Source organism: Novosphingobium sp. FW305-C-30-35 (assembly GCF_058783135.1).
The window spans coordinates 2,793,665-2,812,769 of record NZ_JBYSYJ010000001.1 but is presented as its reverse complement, the minus strand read 5'-3'; the positions used below and the strand labels follow the sequence as shown (position 1 = coordinate 2,812,769).

Annotated in this window: 19 protein-coding genes; 7 read left to right on the top strand and 12 right to left on the bottom strand. The window is 63.0% G+C overall.

Going from position 1 to position 19,105, the window contains the following annotated elements; genetic code table 11:
- Positions 1-34: 34 nt before the first annotated feature.
- The 5 genes from AC3WLM_RS13975 to AC3WLM_RS13955 form a co-directional block, all read right to left on the bottom strand.
- Positions 35-1,480 carry a methyl-accepting chemotaxis protein gene (locus AC3WLM_RS13975; protein ID WP_492477662.1) on the bottom strand — a complete coding sequence of 482 codons (1,446 nt, stop codon included), beginning with the start codon at positions 1,478-1,480 and terminating at the stop codon, positions 35-37.
- Positions 1,481-1,659: 179 nt separating this feature from the next.
- Positions 1,660-2,787 (bottom strand): DNA polymerase III subunit beta, encoded by a 1,128-nt coding sequence (gene dnaN, locus AC3WLM_RS13970; protein ID WP_062343443.1) that lies wholly within the window; start codon positions 2,785-2,787, stop codon positions 1,660-1,662.
- Positions 2,788-2,989: 202 nt separating this feature from the next.
- Positions 2,990-3,754 (bottom strand): 3-oxoacyl-[acyl-carrier-protein] reductase, encoded by a 765-nt coding sequence (gene fabG / locus AC3WLM_RS13965; protein ID WP_465123237.1) that lies wholly within the window; start codon positions 3,752-3,754, stop codon positions 2,990-2,992.
- A 4-nt stretch (positions 3,755-3,758) separates the two neighbouring features.
- Positions 3,759-4,694 (bottom strand): ACP S-malonyltransferase, encoded by a 936-nt coding sequence (gene fabD, locus AC3WLM_RS13960; protein WP_492477661.1) that lies wholly within the window; start codon positions 4,692-4,694, stop codon positions 3,759-3,761.
- Between the two features lie 74 nt (positions 4,695-4,768).
- Positions 4,769-5,596: an LD-carboxypeptidase gene (locus AC3WLM_RS13955; protein WP_492477660.1), complete on the bottom strand. Its 828-nt coding sequence runs from the start codon at positions 5,594-5,596 to the stop codon at positions 4,769-4,771.
- Positions 5,597-5,676: 80 nt separating this feature from the next.
- Here AC3WLM_RS13955 and AC3WLM_RS13950 point away from each other — a divergent pair, with 80 nt between their 5' ends.
- The gene (locus tag AC3WLM_RS13950; protein ID WP_492477659.1) at positions 5,677-7,107 is read left to right on the top strand and encodes a glutamate ligase domain-containing protein; all 1,431 of its coding nucleotides are present in this window, start codon (positions 5,677-5,679) and stop codon (positions 7,105-7,107) included.
- A 67-nt stretch (positions 7,108-7,174) separates the two neighbouring features.
- Here AC3WLM_RS13950 and AC3WLM_RS13945 read toward each other — a convergent pair whose 3' ends face one another.
- A complete protein-coding gene (locus tag AC3WLM_RS13945; RefSeq protein ID WP_492477658.1) occupies positions 7,175-7,708 on the bottom strand; it encodes a GNAT family N-acetyltransferase in 534 nt (177 codons plus the stop codon).
- Positions 7,709-7,925: 217 nt separating this feature from the next.
- On the opposite strand from AC3WLM_RS13945, the gene AC3WLM_RS13940 reads away from it, so the two are divergent.
- On the top strand, positions 7,926-8,294 hold the full coding sequence (locus tag AC3WLM_RS13940) for a hypothetical protein (RefSeq protein ID WP_492477657.1): 369 nt from the start codon (positions 7,926-7,928) through the stop codon (positions 8,292-8,294).
- A gap of 4 nt (positions 8,295-8,298) precedes the next feature.
- On the opposite strand, the gene AC3WLM_RS13935 is transcribed toward AC3WLM_RS13940, so the two are convergent.
- Both AC3WLM_RS13935 and AC3WLM_RS13930 read right to left on the bottom strand, forming a co-directional pair.
- Positions 8,299-9,240, bottom strand: a complete 942-nt coding sequence (locus tag AC3WLM_RS13935; protein WP_492477656.1) for a DUF808 domain-containing protein — start codon at positions 9,238-9,240, stop codon at positions 8,299-8,301.
- Positions 9,241-9,332: 92 nt separating this feature from the next.
- Complete coding sequence (locus AC3WLM_RS13930; protein WP_492477655.1) at positions 9,333-11,411, bottom strand: EAL domain-containing protein; 2,079 nt, start codon at positions 11,409-11,411, stop codon at positions 9,333-9,335.
- A gap of 248 nt (positions 11,412-11,659) precedes the next feature.
- Between AC3WLM_RS13930 and AC3WLM_RS13925 the strand changes: the two genes are divergently transcribed.
- The gene (locus AC3WLM_RS13925) at positions 11,660-12,817 is read left to right on the top strand and encodes an acyltransferase family protein (protein WP_492477654.1); all 1,158 of its coding nucleotides are present in this window, start codon (positions 11,660-11,662) and stop codon (positions 12,815-12,817) included.
- Between the two features lie 21 nt (positions 12,818-12,838).
- Here the strand turns inward: AC3WLM_RS13925 and AC3WLM_RS13920 are convergent, their stop codons facing one another.
- On the bottom strand, positions 12,839-13,615 hold the full coding sequence (locus AC3WLM_RS13920; RefSeq protein WP_492477653.1) for an enoyl-CoA hydratase: 777 nt from the start codon (positions 13,613-13,615) through the stop codon (positions 12,839-12,841).
- 208 nt (positions 13,616-13,823) lie between these two features.
- Here AC3WLM_RS13920 and rpsF point away from each other — a divergent pair, with 208 nt between their 5' ends.
- The 3 genes from rpsF to rplI are packed head-to-tail and all read left to right on the top strand — an operon-like array spanning position 13,824 to position 15,026.
- Complete coding sequence (gene rpsF, locus AC3WLM_RS13915; RefSeq protein ID WP_039334770.1) at positions 13,824-14,186, top strand: 30S ribosomal protein S6; 363 nt, start codon at positions 13,824-13,826, stop codon at positions 14,184-14,186.
- A gap of 3 nt (positions 14,187-14,189) precedes the next feature.
- Positions 14,190-14,414 (top strand): 30S ribosomal protein S18, encoded by a 225-nt coding sequence (gene rpsR, locus AC3WLM_RS13910; protein WP_011445073.1) that lies wholly within the window; start codon positions 14,190-14,192, stop codon positions 14,412-14,414.
- A 12-nt stretch (positions 14,415-14,426) separates the two neighbouring features.
- A complete protein-coding gene (gene rplI / locus AC3WLM_RS13905; protein ID WP_039334765.1) occupies positions 14,427-15,026 on the top strand; it encodes a 50S ribosomal protein L9 in 600 nt (199 codons plus the stop codon).
- Between the two features lie 64 nt (positions 15,027-15,090).
- On the opposite strand, the gene AC3WLM_RS13900 is transcribed toward rplI, so the two are convergent.
- Entirely contained in the window at positions 15,091-16,047 is a 957-nt protein-coding gene (locus tag AC3WLM_RS13900; RefSeq protein WP_492477652.1) for an amidohydrolase family protein, read from the bottom strand.
- Between the two features lie 166 nt (positions 16,048-16,213).
- Between AC3WLM_RS13900 and AC3WLM_RS13895 the strand changes: the two genes are divergently transcribed.
- Positions 16,214-17,656, top strand: a complete 1,443-nt coding sequence (locus AC3WLM_RS13895) for an AMP nucleosidase (RefSeq protein ID WP_492477651.1) — start codon at positions 16,214-16,216, stop codon at positions 17,654-17,656.
- Between the two features lie 96 nt (positions 17,657-17,752).
- Here AC3WLM_RS13895 and AC3WLM_RS13890 read toward each other — a convergent pair whose 3' ends face one another.
- Both AC3WLM_RS13890 and AC3WLM_RS13885 read right to left on the bottom strand, forming a co-directional pair.
- Entirely contained in the window at positions 17,753-18,232 is a 480-nt protein-coding gene (locus AC3WLM_RS13890) for a YbjN domain-containing protein (RefSeq protein ID WP_231735422.1), read from the bottom strand.
- Positions 18,233-18,346: 114 nt separating this feature from the next.
- Entirely contained in the window at positions 18,347-19,099 is a 753-nt protein-coding gene (locus tag AC3WLM_RS13885) for an alpha/beta fold hydrolase (RefSeq protein ID WP_039334756.1), read from the bottom strand.
- Positions 19,100-19,105: the final 6 nt, after the last annotated feature.

The following is a 19,105-nucleotide window of genomic DNA, read 5'->3' as shown; positions in this document are numbered from 1 at the left end:
GTTCGGGGGCGGGCCTGCCAGCTTTCACGCTAATTCAGGCAGCGTTGCGGAACGTTGCATTCGCAGAATGGCCGAAGTTGCCCTCAAGCCTGAATTGCGAAACCAGCGAAGACAGGCGGTTGGCCTCGCCCGCAAGGCTTCGTGCCGCTGCCGTGGCTTCCTCGACCATCGCAGCGTTTTGCTGGGTCATGGTGTCCATCTCACGCACGGTCTCGCGAACCTGGCCAATGCTGCCAGCCTGATCCTGCGCCATCGCGGCGATGCTGCTGGCAAGCTGGGCGACATGGCCGACCTGCTCCACGATCAGGGCAAAGGTATCCCCGGTCTGCCCTACAAGGCTCACCCCGCGCTCTACCTGTGTCGAACTGGCCGTGATCAGGTGCTTGATATCGCGGGCGGCGTCCGCAGTGCGCTGCGCCAGCGCGCGAACCTCGGTGGCCACCACCGCGAACCCGCGGCCGGCATCTCCGGCACGGGCCGCCTCTACGCCCGCGTTCAACGCAAGCAGATTGGTCTGGAACGCGATGCCATCGATGACAGAAATGATCTTGCCGATCTCCTGCGCCGAATTGTGTATATCGTTCATGGCCTGGACCGCTTCGCTGACGACTTCGCCGCCCCGCATCGCCTCGCCATGCGCCTGCTGAACCGAATCGTGCATGTGCGCCGCATCGCCGGCCGTCGTATTGACGGTTGAGGCCAGCGCAGTGACCGCCGCCGATGCTTCTTCCAGGCTCGCCGCCTGCTGTTCGGTACGGCGCGCCAGATCGTCGGAAGCCTGGCGGATCTGCTTGGCCCCGACGTCAACCGAGCCGGATGTGTCGGCCACGTTGCGCAACACGCCTGAAACCTGGACCCGCATGCCGTCGAGATGCTTCTGCAGTTCCGCAAACGCTGTCGGCAAATCCGGCACCGGAGTGGCGAAATCACCTTCCGCCATCGCGCGCAAGGTTGCGCTCACTTCGTCGATGACCGCAACTCGCGCAGCTTCCTCGGCCTTGAAGTACGTCGAAAGCGCCACCTCCATGTCCAGCAGCGCCATCTTGATCATGGAACCGACAGACTTGGCCACCTGCCGCCGACGGAAGATTGCCGTGAAGCCTGTGAACATCTTGTTTACGATGGTCTCGAGCACGGAGGCATAGGCGCCAATATACCAGCCCGGCTCAAGTCCGATCCGGGCATGCACGTTGCCAATCCGCTCGGCGCTGTCGAAATAGGCTTTGTCGACAGAGCCGCCAAACATCCCGGCCCAATGCTCGATCTGCTTGTCGCGAGCATGGTTCATCGCAGCGCGCGAACCGAAGAAGCGGGATGTCTCCGGGGTTGCGGAAATCTGGTCGTAAAGATTGTCCAGTGCAGGCGGTGCGTGCTTGCGCAACGCCGATGCGATCTCAGGGAAGCGGGCCAGATCCTCGCTGCCGATGTTAAAGAAAGCCAGCTTCTTGGCCACCGCCTGGGGATCGTGGGAACTCTGCATGCTCGATACTCCTGTTCGAGCACGCTATTCTACCTTGCGCTTCAAATACGGTAATTGGCACTACAGTGGCACTACGAGAGGCAAAACTTACTTTCGTTAACCCAACATCGTGTCTTGTAACGATGGTGATCAGACCGGTGCCGGCCGCCGGTCCGTGCATCGCACGGACCGTAGTAGCATTAGACGCGCATCGGCATCAGCACATAAAGCGCAGGTGACTTATCATCGCGGCGGATGAGCGTCGGCGCTCCGGCATCGGCAAGGTGCAGTTCGACCGTGTCGCCGTCGATCTGGCTGAGGATGTCCTTCAGATAATTGGCGTTGAAGCCGATCTCGAAGCCGGAGGCAGCATAGCTTGCCGGGAGTTCTTCGGCAGCAGTGCCGTTGTCCGGACTGGTGACCGAAAGCGTCACGCGGTCATTCTCCAAGGCCATCTTCACGGCGCGGGTCTTCTCGGTGGCGATCGTCGCCACGCGATCGACGCCTTCGAAGAACGAGCGCGGATCAAGCTTGAGCAGCTTGTCGTTGCCGGTCGGGATGACTCGGCTATAATCCGGGAAGGTGCCGTCGATCAGCTTGCTGGTGAGCACTACGCCGTTTTCACCGCCAAGGGTGAAGCGGACCTTGCTGGCGGAAAGGTCGATCAGCACGGCCGAATCGAGCACTTCTTCCAGCAGCTTGCGCAGCTCGCCCACGCATTTGCGCGGCACGATCACGTCGGGCATGCCCTCTGCGCCTTCGGGGCGAGCGATGGTGAAGCGGGCAAGGCGGTGGCCATCGGTGGCGGCGGCCTTGAGCACGGGCTGCGCATCGTCCGAAACGTGGAGGAAGATACCGTTGAGGTAATAGCGCGTCTCTTCGGTCGAGATCGCAAAGCGGGTGCGGTCGATCAGTTCGGCCAGCGTGCGCGCGGGAACTTCGAAGCTGGTGGGCAAGTCACCCTCGACGATCACCGGGAAATCATCGCGCGGCAGCGTCGGCAGTTGGAAGCGGCTGCGGCCAGCCTTCACGATCATGCGATTGTCCGACGTCTCAAGGCTGACCTGCGAGCCATCCGGCAACTTGCGCGCGATATCGAACAGCAGGTGCGCCGAAACGGTAATGGCCCCCGGGCTTTCGACCGAGACGGCAGCCATGGTCTCGACGATCTGGAGATCGAGGTCGGTCGCCATCAGACGGACCGTGTTGTCGGGCGCGGCCTCGATCAGCACGTTGGACAGGATCGGAATCGTGTTCCGGCGCTCGACCACCGACTGGACGTGGGACAGGCAGCGCAGGAGCGTCGCGCGTTCGATCGTCGCCTTCATTCTCGTCTCGATCCCCCCGGGAGCGGCCGGACGGCCCTGCCCCGTGAATATGGCTGAACCGGGGAATCACGCTCCCCGGCGTTTGGTTCGGACTACCTGTCTTAACGCAGAGGCGGGACTCGGCAAGCACCGGCCCCGCCCTTGTCCCCTAAGTTGGGGATAAAACCGCCAGAATCAGCCTGTGGCGGGGCTCAGGAGAGCATTACGACATCATCGCCATGCCGCCATTGACGTGCAGCGTCTGGCCGGTGACGTAGCCCGCCTCCTTCGAGGCGAGATAGGCGACGGCAGCGCCGATGTCCGAACCCTCGCCCATGCGCCCCATCGGGATGCGGGCGTTGAGCGCGTCCTTCTGGCCATCGGGCAGCACATCGGTCATCGCCGTGCGGATGAAACCGGGCGCGACGCAGTTCACAGTCACCCCACGGCTGGCGAGTTCCTGACCCAGCGACTTGGACATGCCGACCAGTCCGGCCTTGGCCGCTGCATAGTTGACCTGGCCGGGATTGCCGGTCGCACCGACAACGCTGGTGATGGTGACGATGCGGCCGAAGCGGGCCTTCATCATCGGCTTGGTCGCGGCGCGCATCAGGCGGAACGCGGCTTCGAGGTTGACGCGGATGACCGCGTCCCATTCCTCGTCCTTCATCCGCATGGCCAGGTTGTCACGGGTGATGCCGGCGTTGTTCACCAGAATGTCGAGCTTGCCCAGCGTGTCCATCGCCGCCGGGACGAGATGCTCGACCTGCTCGGTGTTCGAAAGATCGCAGGTGATCTCGACGTGGTCATGACCGTATGTGTCGTTCAGTTCCTCGCGGAAGGCGCGCAGCTTGGCGGGATTGGTGCCCGACAGGGCGATGCGGGCACCCTGCTTTGCCAGTGCATGGCAGATCGAGGAGCCGATGCCCCCGGCAGCGCCGGTGACGAGGGCGGTCATGCCAGTGAGGTCGAAAAGACGATTTTCCATGGGCTCAGAGCTCCTTGAGGATGGCTTCGATGTCGGCCATGCCAATGACGCTAGTGACGGACACGTCGGCAACCGAGCGGTTGATCATGGGGCCGAGGACCTTGCCGCCGAGTTCGACGAACTGCTCCACACCCGCATCCTTCATCGCCATCGCGCTTTCGCGCCAGCGGACGCGGCCGGTGACCTGTTCGACCAGCAGGCGCTTCACTTCCGCAGGATCGGTCACCACTGCGGCGGTGACATTGGCGAAAAGCGCGACGCGCAGCGCAGCCGGCGGAGTCTTCTCGAACGCCTCGGCCATGGCATCGGCCGCAGGCTGCATCAGCGGGCAGTGGAACGGCGCGGACACCGGCAGCAGCACGCCGCGCTTGATGCCATGATCCTTGACCATCGCCACCGCGCGCTCAATCGCCGCCTTGTGGCCGGAAAGCACGACCTGCGTCGGATCATTGTCGTTGGCGACAGTGCAGACTTCTCCTTCGGCCGCAGCTTCGGCCAGGGCAGTCGCCTTCTCGATGTCGGCCCCCAGCAGCGCGCACATCGCGCCCTGTCCGACAGGCACCGCAGCCTGCATCGACTGGCCGCGCAGCTTCAGCAAGCGTGCGGTATCGGCAAGGCTGAACGCGCTCGCAGCGCAAAGCGCAGTATATTCGCCAAGGCTGTGCCCGGCCACGAAATCGGCCTTCTCTGCTAGCGTGATGCCCCCTTCCTTCTCGAGTACGCGCAGCACGGCGATGGCGTTGGCCATGATCGCGGGCTGGGCGTTTTCGGTAAGGGTCAGAGCGTCTTCCGGGCCTTCCTTCATGATCTGGAAAAGCTTCTGGCCAAGCGCGTCGTCAACTTCCTCGAACACTTCGCGCGCCACGGCGCTGGCTTCGGCGAGTTCGAGGCCCATGCCGACCTTCTGGCTGCCCTGCCCCGGAAAAACGAAAGCTCGCATTGCAACTCTCCTCAATCGCGCCCGAATTGGTTGCCGTCACTACTGTGGCGCGCGCCCTATTGCCGCCGTTCTCTTCAGGCAAGCCCGAACGGGACGATCTTGTTGTCGATATCGTGGCCGATGTCGGCCTGCCCGAGATAGGCGATCCCGGTGCGCGAGCACCAGTGTCGCGCCATGTCCTCGACCTCGCAACCGAAGGGGCGGTCGTTTTCAGGCACGTCGCTGACGCGGCCAAGGCGAAGCCCTGCCACGCCGACCAGGGAAAGGCTGCCGGTGACATGGAACAGCAGCCGGTCCACCGCATAGAGGTACTCGGCAACTTCCTCGACCATCACGACGTGCCCGGAAAGGTTCGGCATCAGCGGCGTTCCGCACAGCATTGCGAGCGTCATCAGGTTGAATGCGACGGCGGGCTTCCCGCCGGCAAGCGAAGGTTCAAGGCCGGCACGACCTCCGTTTAGCCAATCCAGCGTGCGCAGGACAGCAGCCTCGCCGCCCGGCCGGCGCAGATCGACCGGCATAGGTGCATGGACCTGCCGGCCAATGCCGGCGCGGTACAGCAGTCCGAGCAAAGTCCCGCCGTCCGAGTAGCCCAGATACTGCTTGTCATAGGCCGACGCGCTGAGCTCGGGCAACGCATCCATGGCGATGCGATTGGCGCCGTAACCACCGCGCACGAACCAAACCGCCTCGAACGCGGGATCATTGGCGCATTCGACGAATGCTGCGCGCCGCAGTGCGTCCGATCCGGCGAAGTGCCCATCGCTGACAAAGCACTGTTCGTGGAAAACAAGTTCGAGTTCGGGGGATTCCGCCTCGGCCAAGGCAGTCACGCGCGCGGCGTCTTCCCGTGTGAACGGCGTCGAAGGCGCGCAGATGGCGATGCGTCTGGTCACCCGCATTCCCTAGCCGGTTTCTCCGCTGCGGTAAAAGCGGCAATCGGATGGTTGTCACCAGCCGCGCGGGCGCATACCGCAAGGGCATGACCACGACCGATCCTGCAGCCCCTTCCGATCTCACCACGCGCAACTGGTTCTTTTGCGGGATCGGCGGCTCGGGGATGTTGCCGCTTGCGCTGATCCTGCGGGGAATGGGGGCCCAGGTTGCAGGGTCTGACCGCAGCCGCGATCAGGGCAGGACGCCGGAGAAGTTCGCATGGCTGGAAACGCTCGGCTTTAAGCTGTTTGCGCAGGATGGTTCAGGCCTGACCTCGGCAGGCCAAGTGCTCGTAGCCTCGGCGGCTGTCGAGGATACTGTCCCCGAAGTCGTCCAAGCCAAGGCGCTCGGCTGTGAGCGTATGAGCCGCGCAGAGTTGCTGTCGAGACTGTTCAACGCGAGTGCGCATAGCATTGCGGTGGGCGGCACCAGCGGCAAATCCACCGTGACGGGGATGATCGGATGGATCCTCACCGCCGCAGGGCGGGATCCCACGATCATGAACGGCGCGGTGATGAAGAACTTTGTTGCGGCGGATGCACCGTTCGCCTCCGCAAGAGTCGGCACTGGCGGCATTTTTGTTTCGGAGGTTGACGAGAGCGATGGCTCCATCGCGCTCTACGATCCTTCGATTGCAGTGCTGAACAACGTCAGTCTCGATCACAAGAGCCTTGAGGAACTGCACGAGTTGTTTGGCGATTTCCTCGGCCGGGCGGCGATTGCAGTAATTAACGCCGATGACCCGGAAAGCCTTGCACTGGTACATCGCGCAAACAAGGCAGTGACGTTCGGGTTTGCAGGCAATGCGCGCATCTTCGTAGAACCAGGCACGATTGCGGAAGGGCCCACTTCAATCTCCGCGACGGTCATCGACCGCAACGACGGCGCCGCCTATCCGCTCACGCTCAAGGTGCCGGGCCGCCACAACCTTGCCAATGCGCTGGCGGCCCTTGCTGCAGCGCAGGCCGCCGGAGTACCGCTGAACGACGGTGTTCGGCACCTTGCAGGCTTTTCCGGCTTGGCCCGCCGCTTCGACATCGTCGGCACCAGCGCCGGCGGGATCACGGTCATCGACGATTTCGGTCATAACCCTGAAAAGGTCGCGGCCACTCTCGCCACCCTCAAGGCCCACCCGGGCCGGGTGATCGCGTTCTTCCAGCCGCACGGCTATGGTCCGCTGCGACAGATGGGCCACGAACTCGCAGAAGTCCTGGCGACCCGACTGTCTCCGGAAGACGTCACGATCCTGTGCGATCCTGTGTACTTCGGTGGAACGGTGGATCGCTCGGTCGGGTCAGAGCGCATCGTCGGCATGATCCGCGAGCACGGCGGGCAGGCCGAATACCTCCCCTCGCGCGATGATTGCGCCGACCGGATCGTTGTCCTTGCCCGCCCGGGCGACCGGATCGTAATCATGGGCGCGCGCGACGACACGCTTTCGCTGTTTGCGCGGGATATGCTCGCCCGATTACCCTGAGTAACAAAAGCCGGAGCAGGCCTTCCCCTGCCCCGGCTGCAGCCTCGATGCGACCCGAGGACCTGCGTCAGTCGAAGCGCTTTTCCAGCAGCACGAGGCGCGGGTCACCATCGATGGCACGGGGCACGAAGCCGCGTTCGCGCTCAAGTTCGATGGCGGCATGGTTGTCACGATCCTCGATCGAGATCACGCGCCGCAGCCCGCGCTTGCGCGCTTCTTCACCAAGCAGGTCGAGCATCGCCCAGCCGATGCCGCGACCGCGCCAGTCGTTGCGGATCGAGACGGCGATTTCCCCGGTCTCCATCTTGGCGTCGCAGGCGAGTACCGCCGAGGCTACGAGCACCCCGCTCTCATGATCAAATGCCAGGAAGCTTTCAGTGCGCCAGTGATCGCAATGGGTCAGTGGATAGAGCTGGTCGTGTCCGACATGGCGGCTTGCTGCGAGAAAACGGAAGCGGCGGTCCTCAGCGCTGACGTTTTCGAAGAAGCTTTCCAGCACCGCCTCGTCTTCGGGAAAGGCCGCACGCACATCCAGGCGCGTGCCGTCGCGCGTTGCAAAGGGACGAAGCGGGGCGAGTTCGGCAAGGCTTGCGGCGGTCATGAGGATCTCCTTGGCATCCTGTGAAGCTGATGCGTGATTAATGCCCTCAACAGTCGGAGCCTTGATCCAGCGCAAGCTGGCCTCGCGTTACACTTGCAAATCAAGCTGTGCCGCTTGCAACTGACGCACGGGTCTTGTGGCAAACACGTACCGCCCTGAAATCCTGTCCCGACGCTCCGTCCTTATCCATGTGGTTAATACCAGAGGAGGACCTGTCATGTGGCTGGATACCAGTTCCGAAGAACTCGATGTAAAGCGCCGCGCCTCACGCGTGGGAATCGAGCTTCCGGTTCGCTGCAAGCACGGCGCAATACGGTCAACGGTTATGCTTAAGGATCTCAATCCTTACGGCGCGAGGATCGAGGGACTCGAGAAGCTGCGGATCGACGAACCGCTCTACCTGATGCTGCCAGGCCTCCAGCCCAAGCTGGCGTTCGTGGTGTGGAGCCGGGATCGGGTCTCGGGGCTGGAGTTCGAACATCGCCTGCACGACGCTGTGTTCGAACGCCTGGTGAGCGAGTTTGCCATCCGCCACTATCGCGAGGGTCATTCGCCGAAGCAGGCGCCCGTCCGCCGCGCAGCCTGAAGCGTCAGTGCTTGCCGCGCGCCTTGCCTATGGCATGCACGACAAAGGCGACGATCGTACCAAGCACCACGCCGACCAAGGCAGAAAGCACCGCGTAGGTGAACCAGCCCAGCACTCCACCAAGTGCGCCCGTTGCATGCTCCACCCAATGCTGCGCCTCGTGTGCAAGGTGTGCCGGCCCCGAGATGCCCAGAACCTCCAGCCCATGGAGGATGATGCCGCCGCCGACCCAAAGCATCGCCGCCGTGCCGACCGTGGCCAGCACTGCCAGCAACACTGGCATCGCTCGCAGAAGAAACCCGCCGATGGCCTTGGCCGTGGCCGAGGTCCGCTTCACAAGATGCAGTCCGATATCGTCCATCTTCACGATGAAGCCGACGGTGCCATAAACCGCGATGGTGATGACCACACCGACGAGCGCCAGAATCAGCGCCTGCTGGACGATGCCCTGATCAGCCACTTCGGCCAGGGCGATCGCCATGATCTCGGCCGACAGGATCAGGTCGGTCCGCACTGCACCGGAAACCCGTTCATTCTCGAATGACGCTGCGTCAGCCGGTTGGTCTTCCAGGGTCTGGCCATGTTTCTCAGCCCCCAGCTTTTCCAGAAGCTTCTCCGCCCCCTCGAAGCAGAGGAACAGCCCCCCGGCCATCAGCAGGGGCGTGATCGCCCATGGCAGGAACGCGCTTAGCAGCAGTGCCGCAGGCAGCAGGATCACCAGCTTGTTGAACAGGCTGCCCTTGGCGATGCGCGCGATGACCGGCAGTTCGCGATCCGGGGTGAATTCGGTCACGTATGAGGGGGTCACCGCCGCGTCGTCGATCACTACGCCCGCGGCCTTGGTCCCGGCCTTAGCTGCGGCGGCACTCACATCGTCAAGCGAGGCAGCAGCGGCACGGGCGATGACGGACACGTCGTCAAGCAGGGCGACAAGGCCGGTAGGCATTCTGGTTGGGATCCTTGCAGAGGCGGAAAATCGAAAGTGCGATGTGCGGGAACGATGAGACGAGTGCAAGGGTCCCGTTCAGCGCAATTTTGTCAGGTTCTCTCGCGCGAGCCCGGCACGGCAACCTGGATGAAGCGCGGTTTGCCCTTCGGTTCCGCAGCAGCGCCCGCAGCTTGTAACGTCGATGGCGGCACCCGGTGACGTGTGCACAGGCCACCAGCACCATCGCTGGTCAGGGGCTGTTCGAATTCGACGCCTATTACCGCCTCCTCCGAACGCACCACCATAGAGACGACCAGCTGCCCCCCGCCCAAGTCTACGACAAGACTAGTCCCCACCGGCACGCCGAGCAAGCCGTCGATCCGCGCACCGGTACGAGAAAGGTCGCGCATGACGGCTTCGTAGCGGTGGTCCTCATGGATCACTGTCACGCGGCGGAATACCGACCTTCTTTCCGGGCGATGCCGCTTCGGGCCGTTGGGCTCAAGCTTCAGATCACCGCTCTCAAGCTTGGCCTCCACCTCGGCCAGAGGCATGGCGCGGGCAAAGAGGTGTCCCTGCACGAGCTTGGCCCCCCGCTTCTTCACCACGTCGAGCTGGTCGAACGCCTCGACGCCTTCAACCGTCGTCTCCATGCCGAGCGCCTCGGCCAGACCGATGATCGCGGAGATGATCTTGGCGCTGTTGTTGTCCTTAGCCGCACAAGTCTCGACAAAGCTGCGGTCGATCTTGAGCTTGTCGAACGGAGCCGAACGCAGATAGCTGAGCGAGGAGTAGCCCGTTCCGAAGTCATCGAGGGCAAGGCGCACACCCAGCCCTTTCAGCGACGCAAACACCTCGTCAACCGCTTCGCTGTCCCGCATGAACACGGTTTCGGTCAGTTCGAGCTCCAGACGCTCCGGATCGATCCCGCTCGTCGCCACTGCAGACGCCACTGCATTGACGAAACCGGACACGGCAAACTGCACGGCCGAGACGTTGACCGACAAGCGCACATTGTCCGGCCACTGGGCTGCATCGGCGCAAGCCTGCCGCAAGGCCCATTCCCCCAAGGGAACGATGAGGTTGCTCTCTTCGGCGATCGGAATGAACACCGAAGGCGCGATGGGTCCCCGTTCGGGATGATTCCAGCGCATCAGCGCCTCGAATCCCACCACGTAGTTGTCGGCAATCCGGACGACAGGCTGGTAATGCAGTTCCAGTTCACCGCGCCCCAGTGCTTCCCGCAGATCTTCGGTGAGGACCGTGCGCTCCTGCGCCTCGTCCTTGAGCTCGGCCGAAAAGAAGCGGAATTGCCCCCGACCGCCGTTCTTGGCGGCATAGAGCGCAAGGTCGGCCGATGCCACCAGCGCTTCGCGGTCCTCGCCATCGTGCGGCGCCACGGCAACACCAACCGAAGTGCCGATGACTGCACGCTTGCCTTCGATGGCATATGGCTGCGAGATCATCTGGATCAGCTTGGAGGCCAGCTCGCCCAAACGGCCACGATCTTCGATGTCGGGCAGGATGACCTGGAACTCGTCACCGCCGAGGCGGCCGATATCGCCACGATCCCCGACTACCTTGCGCAGGCGTTCGGCCACCTGGCGCAGCAGTTCGTCCCCGGCGGGATGGCCCATCGTATCGTTGACGTGCTTGAACTTGTCGAGATCGAGCATCAGCAAGCTGCAGCAGCGGCCGGAAGCGCGATAGGCCGCCAGTATGGCATCCAACCTGCGCGTCATGCGATGCCGGTTGAAAAGACCGGTCAGTGAATCGAATTCGGCGGCGCGTTCATCCTCGCGTTGCCGCGCATATTCCTGCGTCACGTCACGGGCAAAGCCCACGTAACCGGTGAATGTGCCTTCCGGCGTGTACCTTGGCTGTCCGGACAAGGACCACCAACGCTGGTCATCACGGCGGACGGCAAAGCGCACGATGACATCCGATATCCGGCTGTGGGCAGAGAACTGGAAAGCCAGGGAACGCGATGGCTGGCCTGCGGCGGCGCTGTTGTCGGTTTCGACCACGCTCGGAAAAGGGCGCCCGATATACGACTGTGCATGGTCGAGAATCGTCTGCGTGATATAGCTCAACCGGCCTTCGCCGTCCGTGGCCCAAAGCCAGCCCAGACCGCCCTCTTCGAACCCGTCCAGAACCGCAAGCCGGACCGCTGAATCGACATGATCCATGGCCGGAGAGCCGGCAGGGGGCTTCGCGGAAGGGCAGTCAGCGCTTGCTACTGCCCCCGGCTTTACCAGGCCCCTGAATATGCCTCTGACCATCAGACAGTTTCGTTCAAGCAAAAGTTGCAGGATTTTCAGCGTCTCAGGCTAAACGGCGGTGGTTACTTTCACCCTAACGCCGTCCGCCCGTCGACGATGCCACCGATAGGAATGCCTATCTCGCTTAGACGGGCGGGAACCGCTAGAGCGCGACGATGTCCTCGCCCGCGAAACGCCTGCACCATCTCGATGCCGCCCGTGCCTTGCTGCTGCTGCTGGGCCTGCCTTTTCACGTCGCGACCAAGGCGATCTTCGAGAGCGCACCGCCCGCAACAGACTTCCAGCAATCGCTGGTGATCGGTGGCTGGGCCTCGCTGACACACGTGTTCCGCATGTTCGCCTTCTTCATGCTGGCCGGGTATTTTGCAGGCATGATCCGCGAACGGAAAGGCACGAAAGCGTGGCTGGCGGAGCGGGCCCGGCGGCTTGGCCTGCCATTCGCGGCGAGCCTTATCACACTCGGCGCGGTGCAGTTCCGCTTGCAGGACCTGCTACTGCACAAGGCATCGCCGACCTTTCTCGGACTGCCCCTGGCGCTCGATCACCTTTGGTTTCTGGTCGTGCTGCTGGGCTTCTGCGTCACCTATGCCGCCATGCCGATGCAGCGCTTGAAGCCCGGCTCCGGTGTCCGGCGCGCCATGCTGCTCGAAGGCCCCGGAGGGCTGGTCTTGCTGGCCTCGCTCGCGCTGTGGGGCCTGTTGCGTTACGCAATCGAACAGGTCCCGCCGATCCCGAACGCGCCGAGCGAGACCCTGCTGTGGCAGCAATACGTGTTCCACGCCGCGGGGTTCGCGCTTGGTGTGGTGGCCTGGCACGGCCAGCTTGGCGAGCATATCTTCGCGCTGCGCAGCCGCTGGATCATTCCCGGCATCGCAGTGCTGCTGGTACCCTACGTCCCGCTCGATCCGCTTATCCGACCTGCGCTGGGCAAGGAAATCTATCCTGACCTCGCCGGGACGCTGACGCTGCGCGCGCTCGAACTGCCGCTGGCCTATCTCATGTCGCTTGCGCTGTTTCGCCTGCTGGCCTGGGCAGTGAGAGGACCGAGCAAGGTCGTGACCTTCTTCGTCGACGGCGCACTGGCGATCTATCTCTTCCACCTGGTCTGGGCGATGATCGTCCTGCCGCAGGCACGGTCACTACCCCTGCCGGCCGAGGCCCAATGGCTGGTCAGCGCCGGCGCTGTCCTGCTGCTGGCGGTCTTGAGCTACCTCGCCGTCCGCACCACAAACCTGACCTCGATCCTGTTCTGTGGCGCCCCATTGAAGCAGACCGCCTCTGCTGCCCCGCCGGTTTCGCCTGCGCGCTTCTGACGAGCATGGGCGGCGGCCCCCTTACCCCTGCGCGCGGCCCCGCTCCATTACCTCGCGGCGGCGCGCTTCGACTTGCCTCGCATCGACCTTCCCGTTCATTGCACGGGAGACCTGGCCTTCAAGCGCCAGTGCCTCAGCGAAGGCCAAGGCGTAGCCGTCGTCGATCAAGGCATTGTAAGCCGTTGTCATACGCGGCTCGATGCTTGCCATGTCCTGCGCCAGCGCAATGCATGTGGACAGGAGGTCTGCTGTCGGAACCACGCGGTTCACCAGCCCCCAGGCGCAGGCCTGATCCGCACCGATGAAGTTGCCCGTCAGCGACAGCTCTTTGGCTCGCGAAATGCCAATCATCCGCGAGAGCTTCTGCGAGAGCCCCCAGCCGGGCATGATTCCGACGCGCGCATGGGTATCGGCAAAGCGCGCGTTCTCGCTGGCGATCAGCACATCACATGCCAGCGCCAGTTCGAAGCCACCGGTGATGGCCACCCCATTGATCGCACCGATCACCGGTTTGCGGCACTGCTCCACCGCCTTGACCGGATTGCGTTCGGCCTCACCGGCGTTGGCATCGCCCAGCTTCGAGGTATCGGACCCAAGCTCCTTGAGATCGAGCCCAGCCGTGAACGCACGCCCCCCTGCTCCCGTCAGCACGACCGCGCGGATGCTTTCGTCCGCATCGACATCGCGCATCACCTGCGCCAGTTCGGCGCGCATAGCCGAAGACAAGGCGTTCATCGCTTCCGGGCGGTTGAGCGTAACCACGGCCACGGCATCGTGGCGTTCGACTTTGACCAGCATCCTGCATCTCCCTTAATGGAGCGATTAAAGGCAAGTCATCAGCCCTTGGCAAGCCAACCCCGGCCAAGTTCAGGCTTGCTTTCCACGCCAGAATCGCTATGCGCCGCCCCTTCGCGGGATGTCCCGTGAAAACCGAAGAAAGCCGGAGGGGCCCCGCAATCCCGCGGACAAGCCAGCGATCGGTTAGTTAGATAAGGAAGCACGAAGCATGCCGCTTTACGAGCATGTCTTTCTCGCGCGCCAGGATCTGAGCCAGGCTCAGGTTGATACGCTCGCGGCCGCCGCCACCGAAATCGTCGAGAGCAACAACGGCAAGGTCACCAAGACCGAGACCTGGGGCCTCCGTTCGCTGGCATACAAGATCCAGAAGAACCGCAAGGCGCACTTCGTGCTGCTGAACATCGAAGCTTCGGGCGACGTGATCGCCGAGCTCGAGCGTCAGACGCAGATCAACGAAGACGTGATCCGCTACATGACCGTCCGCGTTGACGAGCATGAAGCCGGCCCGTCCGTGATGATGCGCAAGAACGATCGCGAGCGCAGCCGTCGCCGCGAACGCGAAGGGGAATAAGACATGGCTCGTCCGTTTTTCCGTCGCCGCAAGAGCTGCCCGTTCTCGGGCAAGAACGCGCCGAAGATCGACTACAAGGACGTGCGCCTGCTGCAGGGCTTCATGTCCGAGCGTGGCAAGATCGTTCCGTCGCGCATCACCGCCGTTTCGGCGAAGAAGCAGCGTGAGCTGAGCCAGGCGATCAAGCGCGCCCGGCACATCGGCCTCCTGCCCTACATCGTGAAGTAAGGAGCGCTACCCATGCAGATCATCCTGCTCGAGCGCATCGAGAAGCTGGGTTCGATCGGTGACGAAGTCACCGTGAAGGACGGCTACGCCCGCAACTTCCTTCTTCCCAACAAGAAGGCCCTGCGCGCCAACGAAGCCAACCGCAAGGTCTTCGAAGCCAACCGCGCCCGCATCGAAGCCGAAAACGCCGCCCGCCGCGAAGACGCCCAGAATGAATCGGGCAACGTCGAAGGCAAGGAAGTCGTGCTCATCCGCGCCGCTTCGAACGCTGGCCAGCTTTACGGCTCGGTCTCGGTTCGCGACATCGCCGACGCTCTGGTCGAACAGGGCGCCAAGGTCAGCAAGGCCATGATCGTGCTCGAGCGCCCGATCAAGACCCTCGGCGTCTACGACGTCAAGGTCTCGCTGCACCCGGAAGTCTCGGTGAACGTCAAGGTCAACGTCGCGCGTTCGCCCGACGAAGCCGAACTGCAGTCGAAGGGCGTCAACGTCATCGACGCGATGTTCGACAACGAGACCGGCGGCTTCACCGAAGCCTACGATCCGAACGCAGAACCGGGCGAAATCCCGGCTGAGCTGCTGGAAGGCGGCGAGGAAGCGACCGAAGCGTGAGGCTTCATCGCTTTTTAGCAATAGAATTGGGGGCGTCCTTCGGGGCGCCCCTTTTTCCTTGGCCTTACTTCGCGGGTTCCAGCCGCAGGAAGCGCGCGGCATTGTTGTAGAGAATGTCGCGCTTCTGCTCTGGGCTCAGATAGTCCGCGTTCTGGATCAGCCCGATCGAGTAAGCCATCAGCCCAGGCCATGCGAGCTGGTCCGTCCCGTACATCACGCGGTCGCCAAAGCCGGCATCGACAAGCCGCTCGATGTAGCGGTTCACGTCCTTGCGCGGGTAGCTCCAGATCAGTCCGGCAATATCGACATAGACGTGGCTGTTGGCCTGCAGCAGCGTCAGCATGTTGTCGATCATCGGATACCCGGCATGCATCACCTGCACCCGCAGCTTCGGGTGTCGCGCTAGCAATTCCTCCAGCAACAGCGGGTTGCCCATCGAGCCGCGATACGTCGGCATCGCAATGTTGGCGCGGCCAGAACCGCCCGTGCCCATGTGTATCGCCACCGGAATGTCCAGCTTCTCTGCCAGCGCGAAGTACTGATCGACGCGCATGTCCGATGGCGAGATGCCTTCGTACTGCAAGCCGATCTCGCCCATGACCTTGAAGCCCTCCTTGGTGAAGGCAACCTCCAGCATCTTGAGCTGCTTGGCTGGATCCCCGCCTTCAACCCGGCCGAACGCAGTTCCTGGAATGACGCGCGCCGGCGCCGCCGCCTGCCACGTCTTCACCGCCTCGACATCGCCGAAGACGACGCCGCGCACATTGAGGCGCTCCATCTCGGCCAGGACTGCCTTCATGTACTCGCCCTTGTGTGCCGGATAGAGCTTGGGCGAACACTCCTCGCTGGACCAGCCGAACGGTGCTTCGGGTCCATTCTTCGGATCCGAAGCTTCGAAGCGGGCCTGATTCGGGCAAACGGGCGTGGCCCAGGGCGCGTCGGCCATGGCGTGCATGTGAACATCAATTATGGGTGCCACGGCGGCAGTGGTGTTCTGGGCCGAGGCCGAGCCGGCTCCCATCAGCGCGATTATCGCAAGCGAACTCAATCCAAGGCGCATCTTCGTGGTTCTCCCAATATTTGACAGCGTTATCATTCGAACGCCTGCAAGGCGCAAGACCTGTTTGGATTGCTGACTTCGTGCGCATGGCTGTGTCTTTGCAGGGACACGCAGCCGCGCTAGACAAGTGGGGATGGAAACAACTGAAACGATCGTCGCCGAACTTTCCCGCATCTACGACAACGCCGTCGCCACGCTCAGGGCCGACATAGCGGACTACGCCAACCACGGCACTCTGCCCCCGCCCGCGAGGCGGACCGACGGCAGCTACTGCTACCCCGAACTGCACGTCCGCCTCAATGCGGAGCCAAGCCATGAATCGACAGGGAGGGCGTTCGGACGTCTCACCCAGCGTGGTGACTATTCGTGCACGGTCACGCGGCCCGCGCTGTTCGACGATTACCTGAAGGAGCAGATCGACCTGATCCGCGAAGGCTTCGAGGTCGAGATCGCGGTCCGCCCCTCGCGGCAGGAAATACCCTTCCCCTATGTGCTCGACGGTGCCTATGGCGCCCAGATCGGCCGTATAAACCCGCAGGAACTGGCGCAGCACTTCCCCGCCACGGACCTCGCCCACATCGGCGACGAAATCGCGGATGCCGATTATGATGTGGGCGATGGCCCGCTGCCGCTGTCACTGTTTGACGGCTTGCGCACCGATTTCAGTCTCGCCCGCCTGGCGCATTATACCGGGACGCAGATCGACGATTTCCAGCGCTACATCCTGTTCACCAACTATCACCGCTATGTCGACGAGTTCGTCGATTGGGCCGCGCAGAAGATCGATGGCGAGAATTTCATCGCCCTCACCGGCGCGGGCGGCCTTTCCCTGGATGCACGAACCGAGAACGCCCGCGCCCGCCTGTCCGACACCGCCTGGCGGCGTCACCAGATGCCGGCCTACCACCTCGTGGCGCCGGACAAGTCGGGCATCACGCTGGTGAACATCGGCGTCGGCCCCTCCAACGCCAAGACGATTTGCGACCATCTCGCGGTGCTGCGCCCCGAGGCCTGGCTGATGATCGGTCATTGCGGCGGCTTGCGGCCGACCCAGAAGATCGGCGACTACGTCCTCGCCCACGCCTATCTGCGCGATGACCACGTCCTTGATCCCGTCCTGCCGCCCGAAATCCCTATTCCCGCAATTGCCGAAGTGCAGGTGGCACTGCAGAAGGCGGCGGAGCTCGTGTCAGGCGAAGGCGGCACCGATCTCAAGAAGCGCATGCGCACCGGCACGATCGTCACCACCGACGATCGCAATTGGGAACTCCGCTACACCCATTCCGCCCGCCGCCTGTCGCTATCGCGGGCTGTAGGCATCGATATGGAAAGCGCGACCATCGCTGCTCAGGGATACCGCTTCCGCGTGCCCTACGGCACCCTGCTGTGCGTCTCGGACAAGCCTCTGCACGGGGAGATCAAACTGCCGGGCCATGCGAACCGCTTCTACGAGGAAGCCATCGCCGCCCATCTCGCCATCGGCACGACCGCTTGTGACCTGCTACGACAGGAAGGCCCCCGCCTCCACAGCCGCAAGCTGCGCGCCTTTAACGAACCGCCGTTTCGTTAAGTCACAAAAGAAAAGGCAATCCGAAGCAGCTAGCCCTGCTTGCGGATTGCCGAGGTTGCGTCCCTTCGCTTCGGGGTGGCCGAAGCGGGGTCCTGATTACTTGAAGACTTCCGCGCCCAGCGTATCCATGGCGCTGCGGAACATATCGACCGAGTTGGAGAAAACCTCGAAGTCTATGCCCTTCCCGGTGACCATGTCCCATGTCATCATCACGGCATCGTCCTTGCCCAGTGAGACCGAGGCAAAACGGGTATTGCGGTTGAAGCGCACGGCGTCTTCGGCAGTGAACTTCTTCTCGGGCGTGAAATTCGCCACGAATTGCAGCGACTGGCACCCGTCATGGGTCTTTTCGTTGCATTCGTAAAACAGCAGCGCTGCCTGCCAGCCCCCGATCTCTGTGTTGATCAGTGGATCGCCGTTGGCGTCTTTGGCGAGTTCGGCAGTATACCCCAGGTTCTTCAACGCTTCAGCCACACCTTCCGGCTTTACCGCGCTGACGGTGGCAGTTGCCGCCTGAGCTGCCGAAGGGGCAAGAACGCTGACGGCAGCCGCCGCCAGCAGGCTCTTCCAGATCATTCGCATTCTCAATCCCGAAAAGGGCTCTTGCCGGCCCGTTCGTTTGTGGGATCGAAGCTGCCATCATTGCACGCTGTCGGCAAGAGGGCTCTGACAACCTTTTTTGCGTCCCCCTCAGGCGAGGAATTCGGCCAGACGCTCCCCCATTTCCGGACGTGTCACGCAACTCATATGCGTGCCGGGGATGAACGTCAGCGTCGCATCGGGCAGGGCTTCGGCCAACCGTTCGGCCGATCCGTTGTCATTGTCCTGATCGCCGCACAGCACCTGTGTCGGCATGGTAATCGCGGAAAGCTCTGCCGGATCGGTGTCCGCCATGGTGCCGAGCAGCATCCGCGCCGCCAGCCGGTCAACGCCCATGGTCTTTAGGAACTGCTGCGAGAAGTATGCCGGATCGTCGCGCTTGATGGTGCCGAACCGATTGATGACGTCGAGGAAGAAGTCCTGCCGCCGCGCCCAGCCGGCAAGCCCTTCGAGTCCCATGCCCGAAAGCACCAGCTTGCGCGGTCTCATGCCACCAATCACTGCGCGCGCTGCGGTTCGCGAGCCCAGCGAAAAACCGACAAGATCGAAGTCTGTCAGGCCAAGATGCGCCACCAAAGCCTCAAGATCGCGCACCAGCACGTCCTGGGGATAGGCGGCCGGGTCATGCGGTGCAGCGCTGTGCCCATGCACGCGCAGATCGGGCATCAGGCATTCGAAGCCCGCCTCGACCAGCTTCGCCGCCGTTCCGAACTTGATCCAGTTGACCTCGGCGGAGGAAAACAGGCCATGCAGAAGCACCACCGGTCTTCCCGCGCCTAAGCGATGCAGCGCCAATTGCGCTCCGCCAAAGCCTGGGAAGAACTCGGTGGTTGCTTCCGTCATGCGATG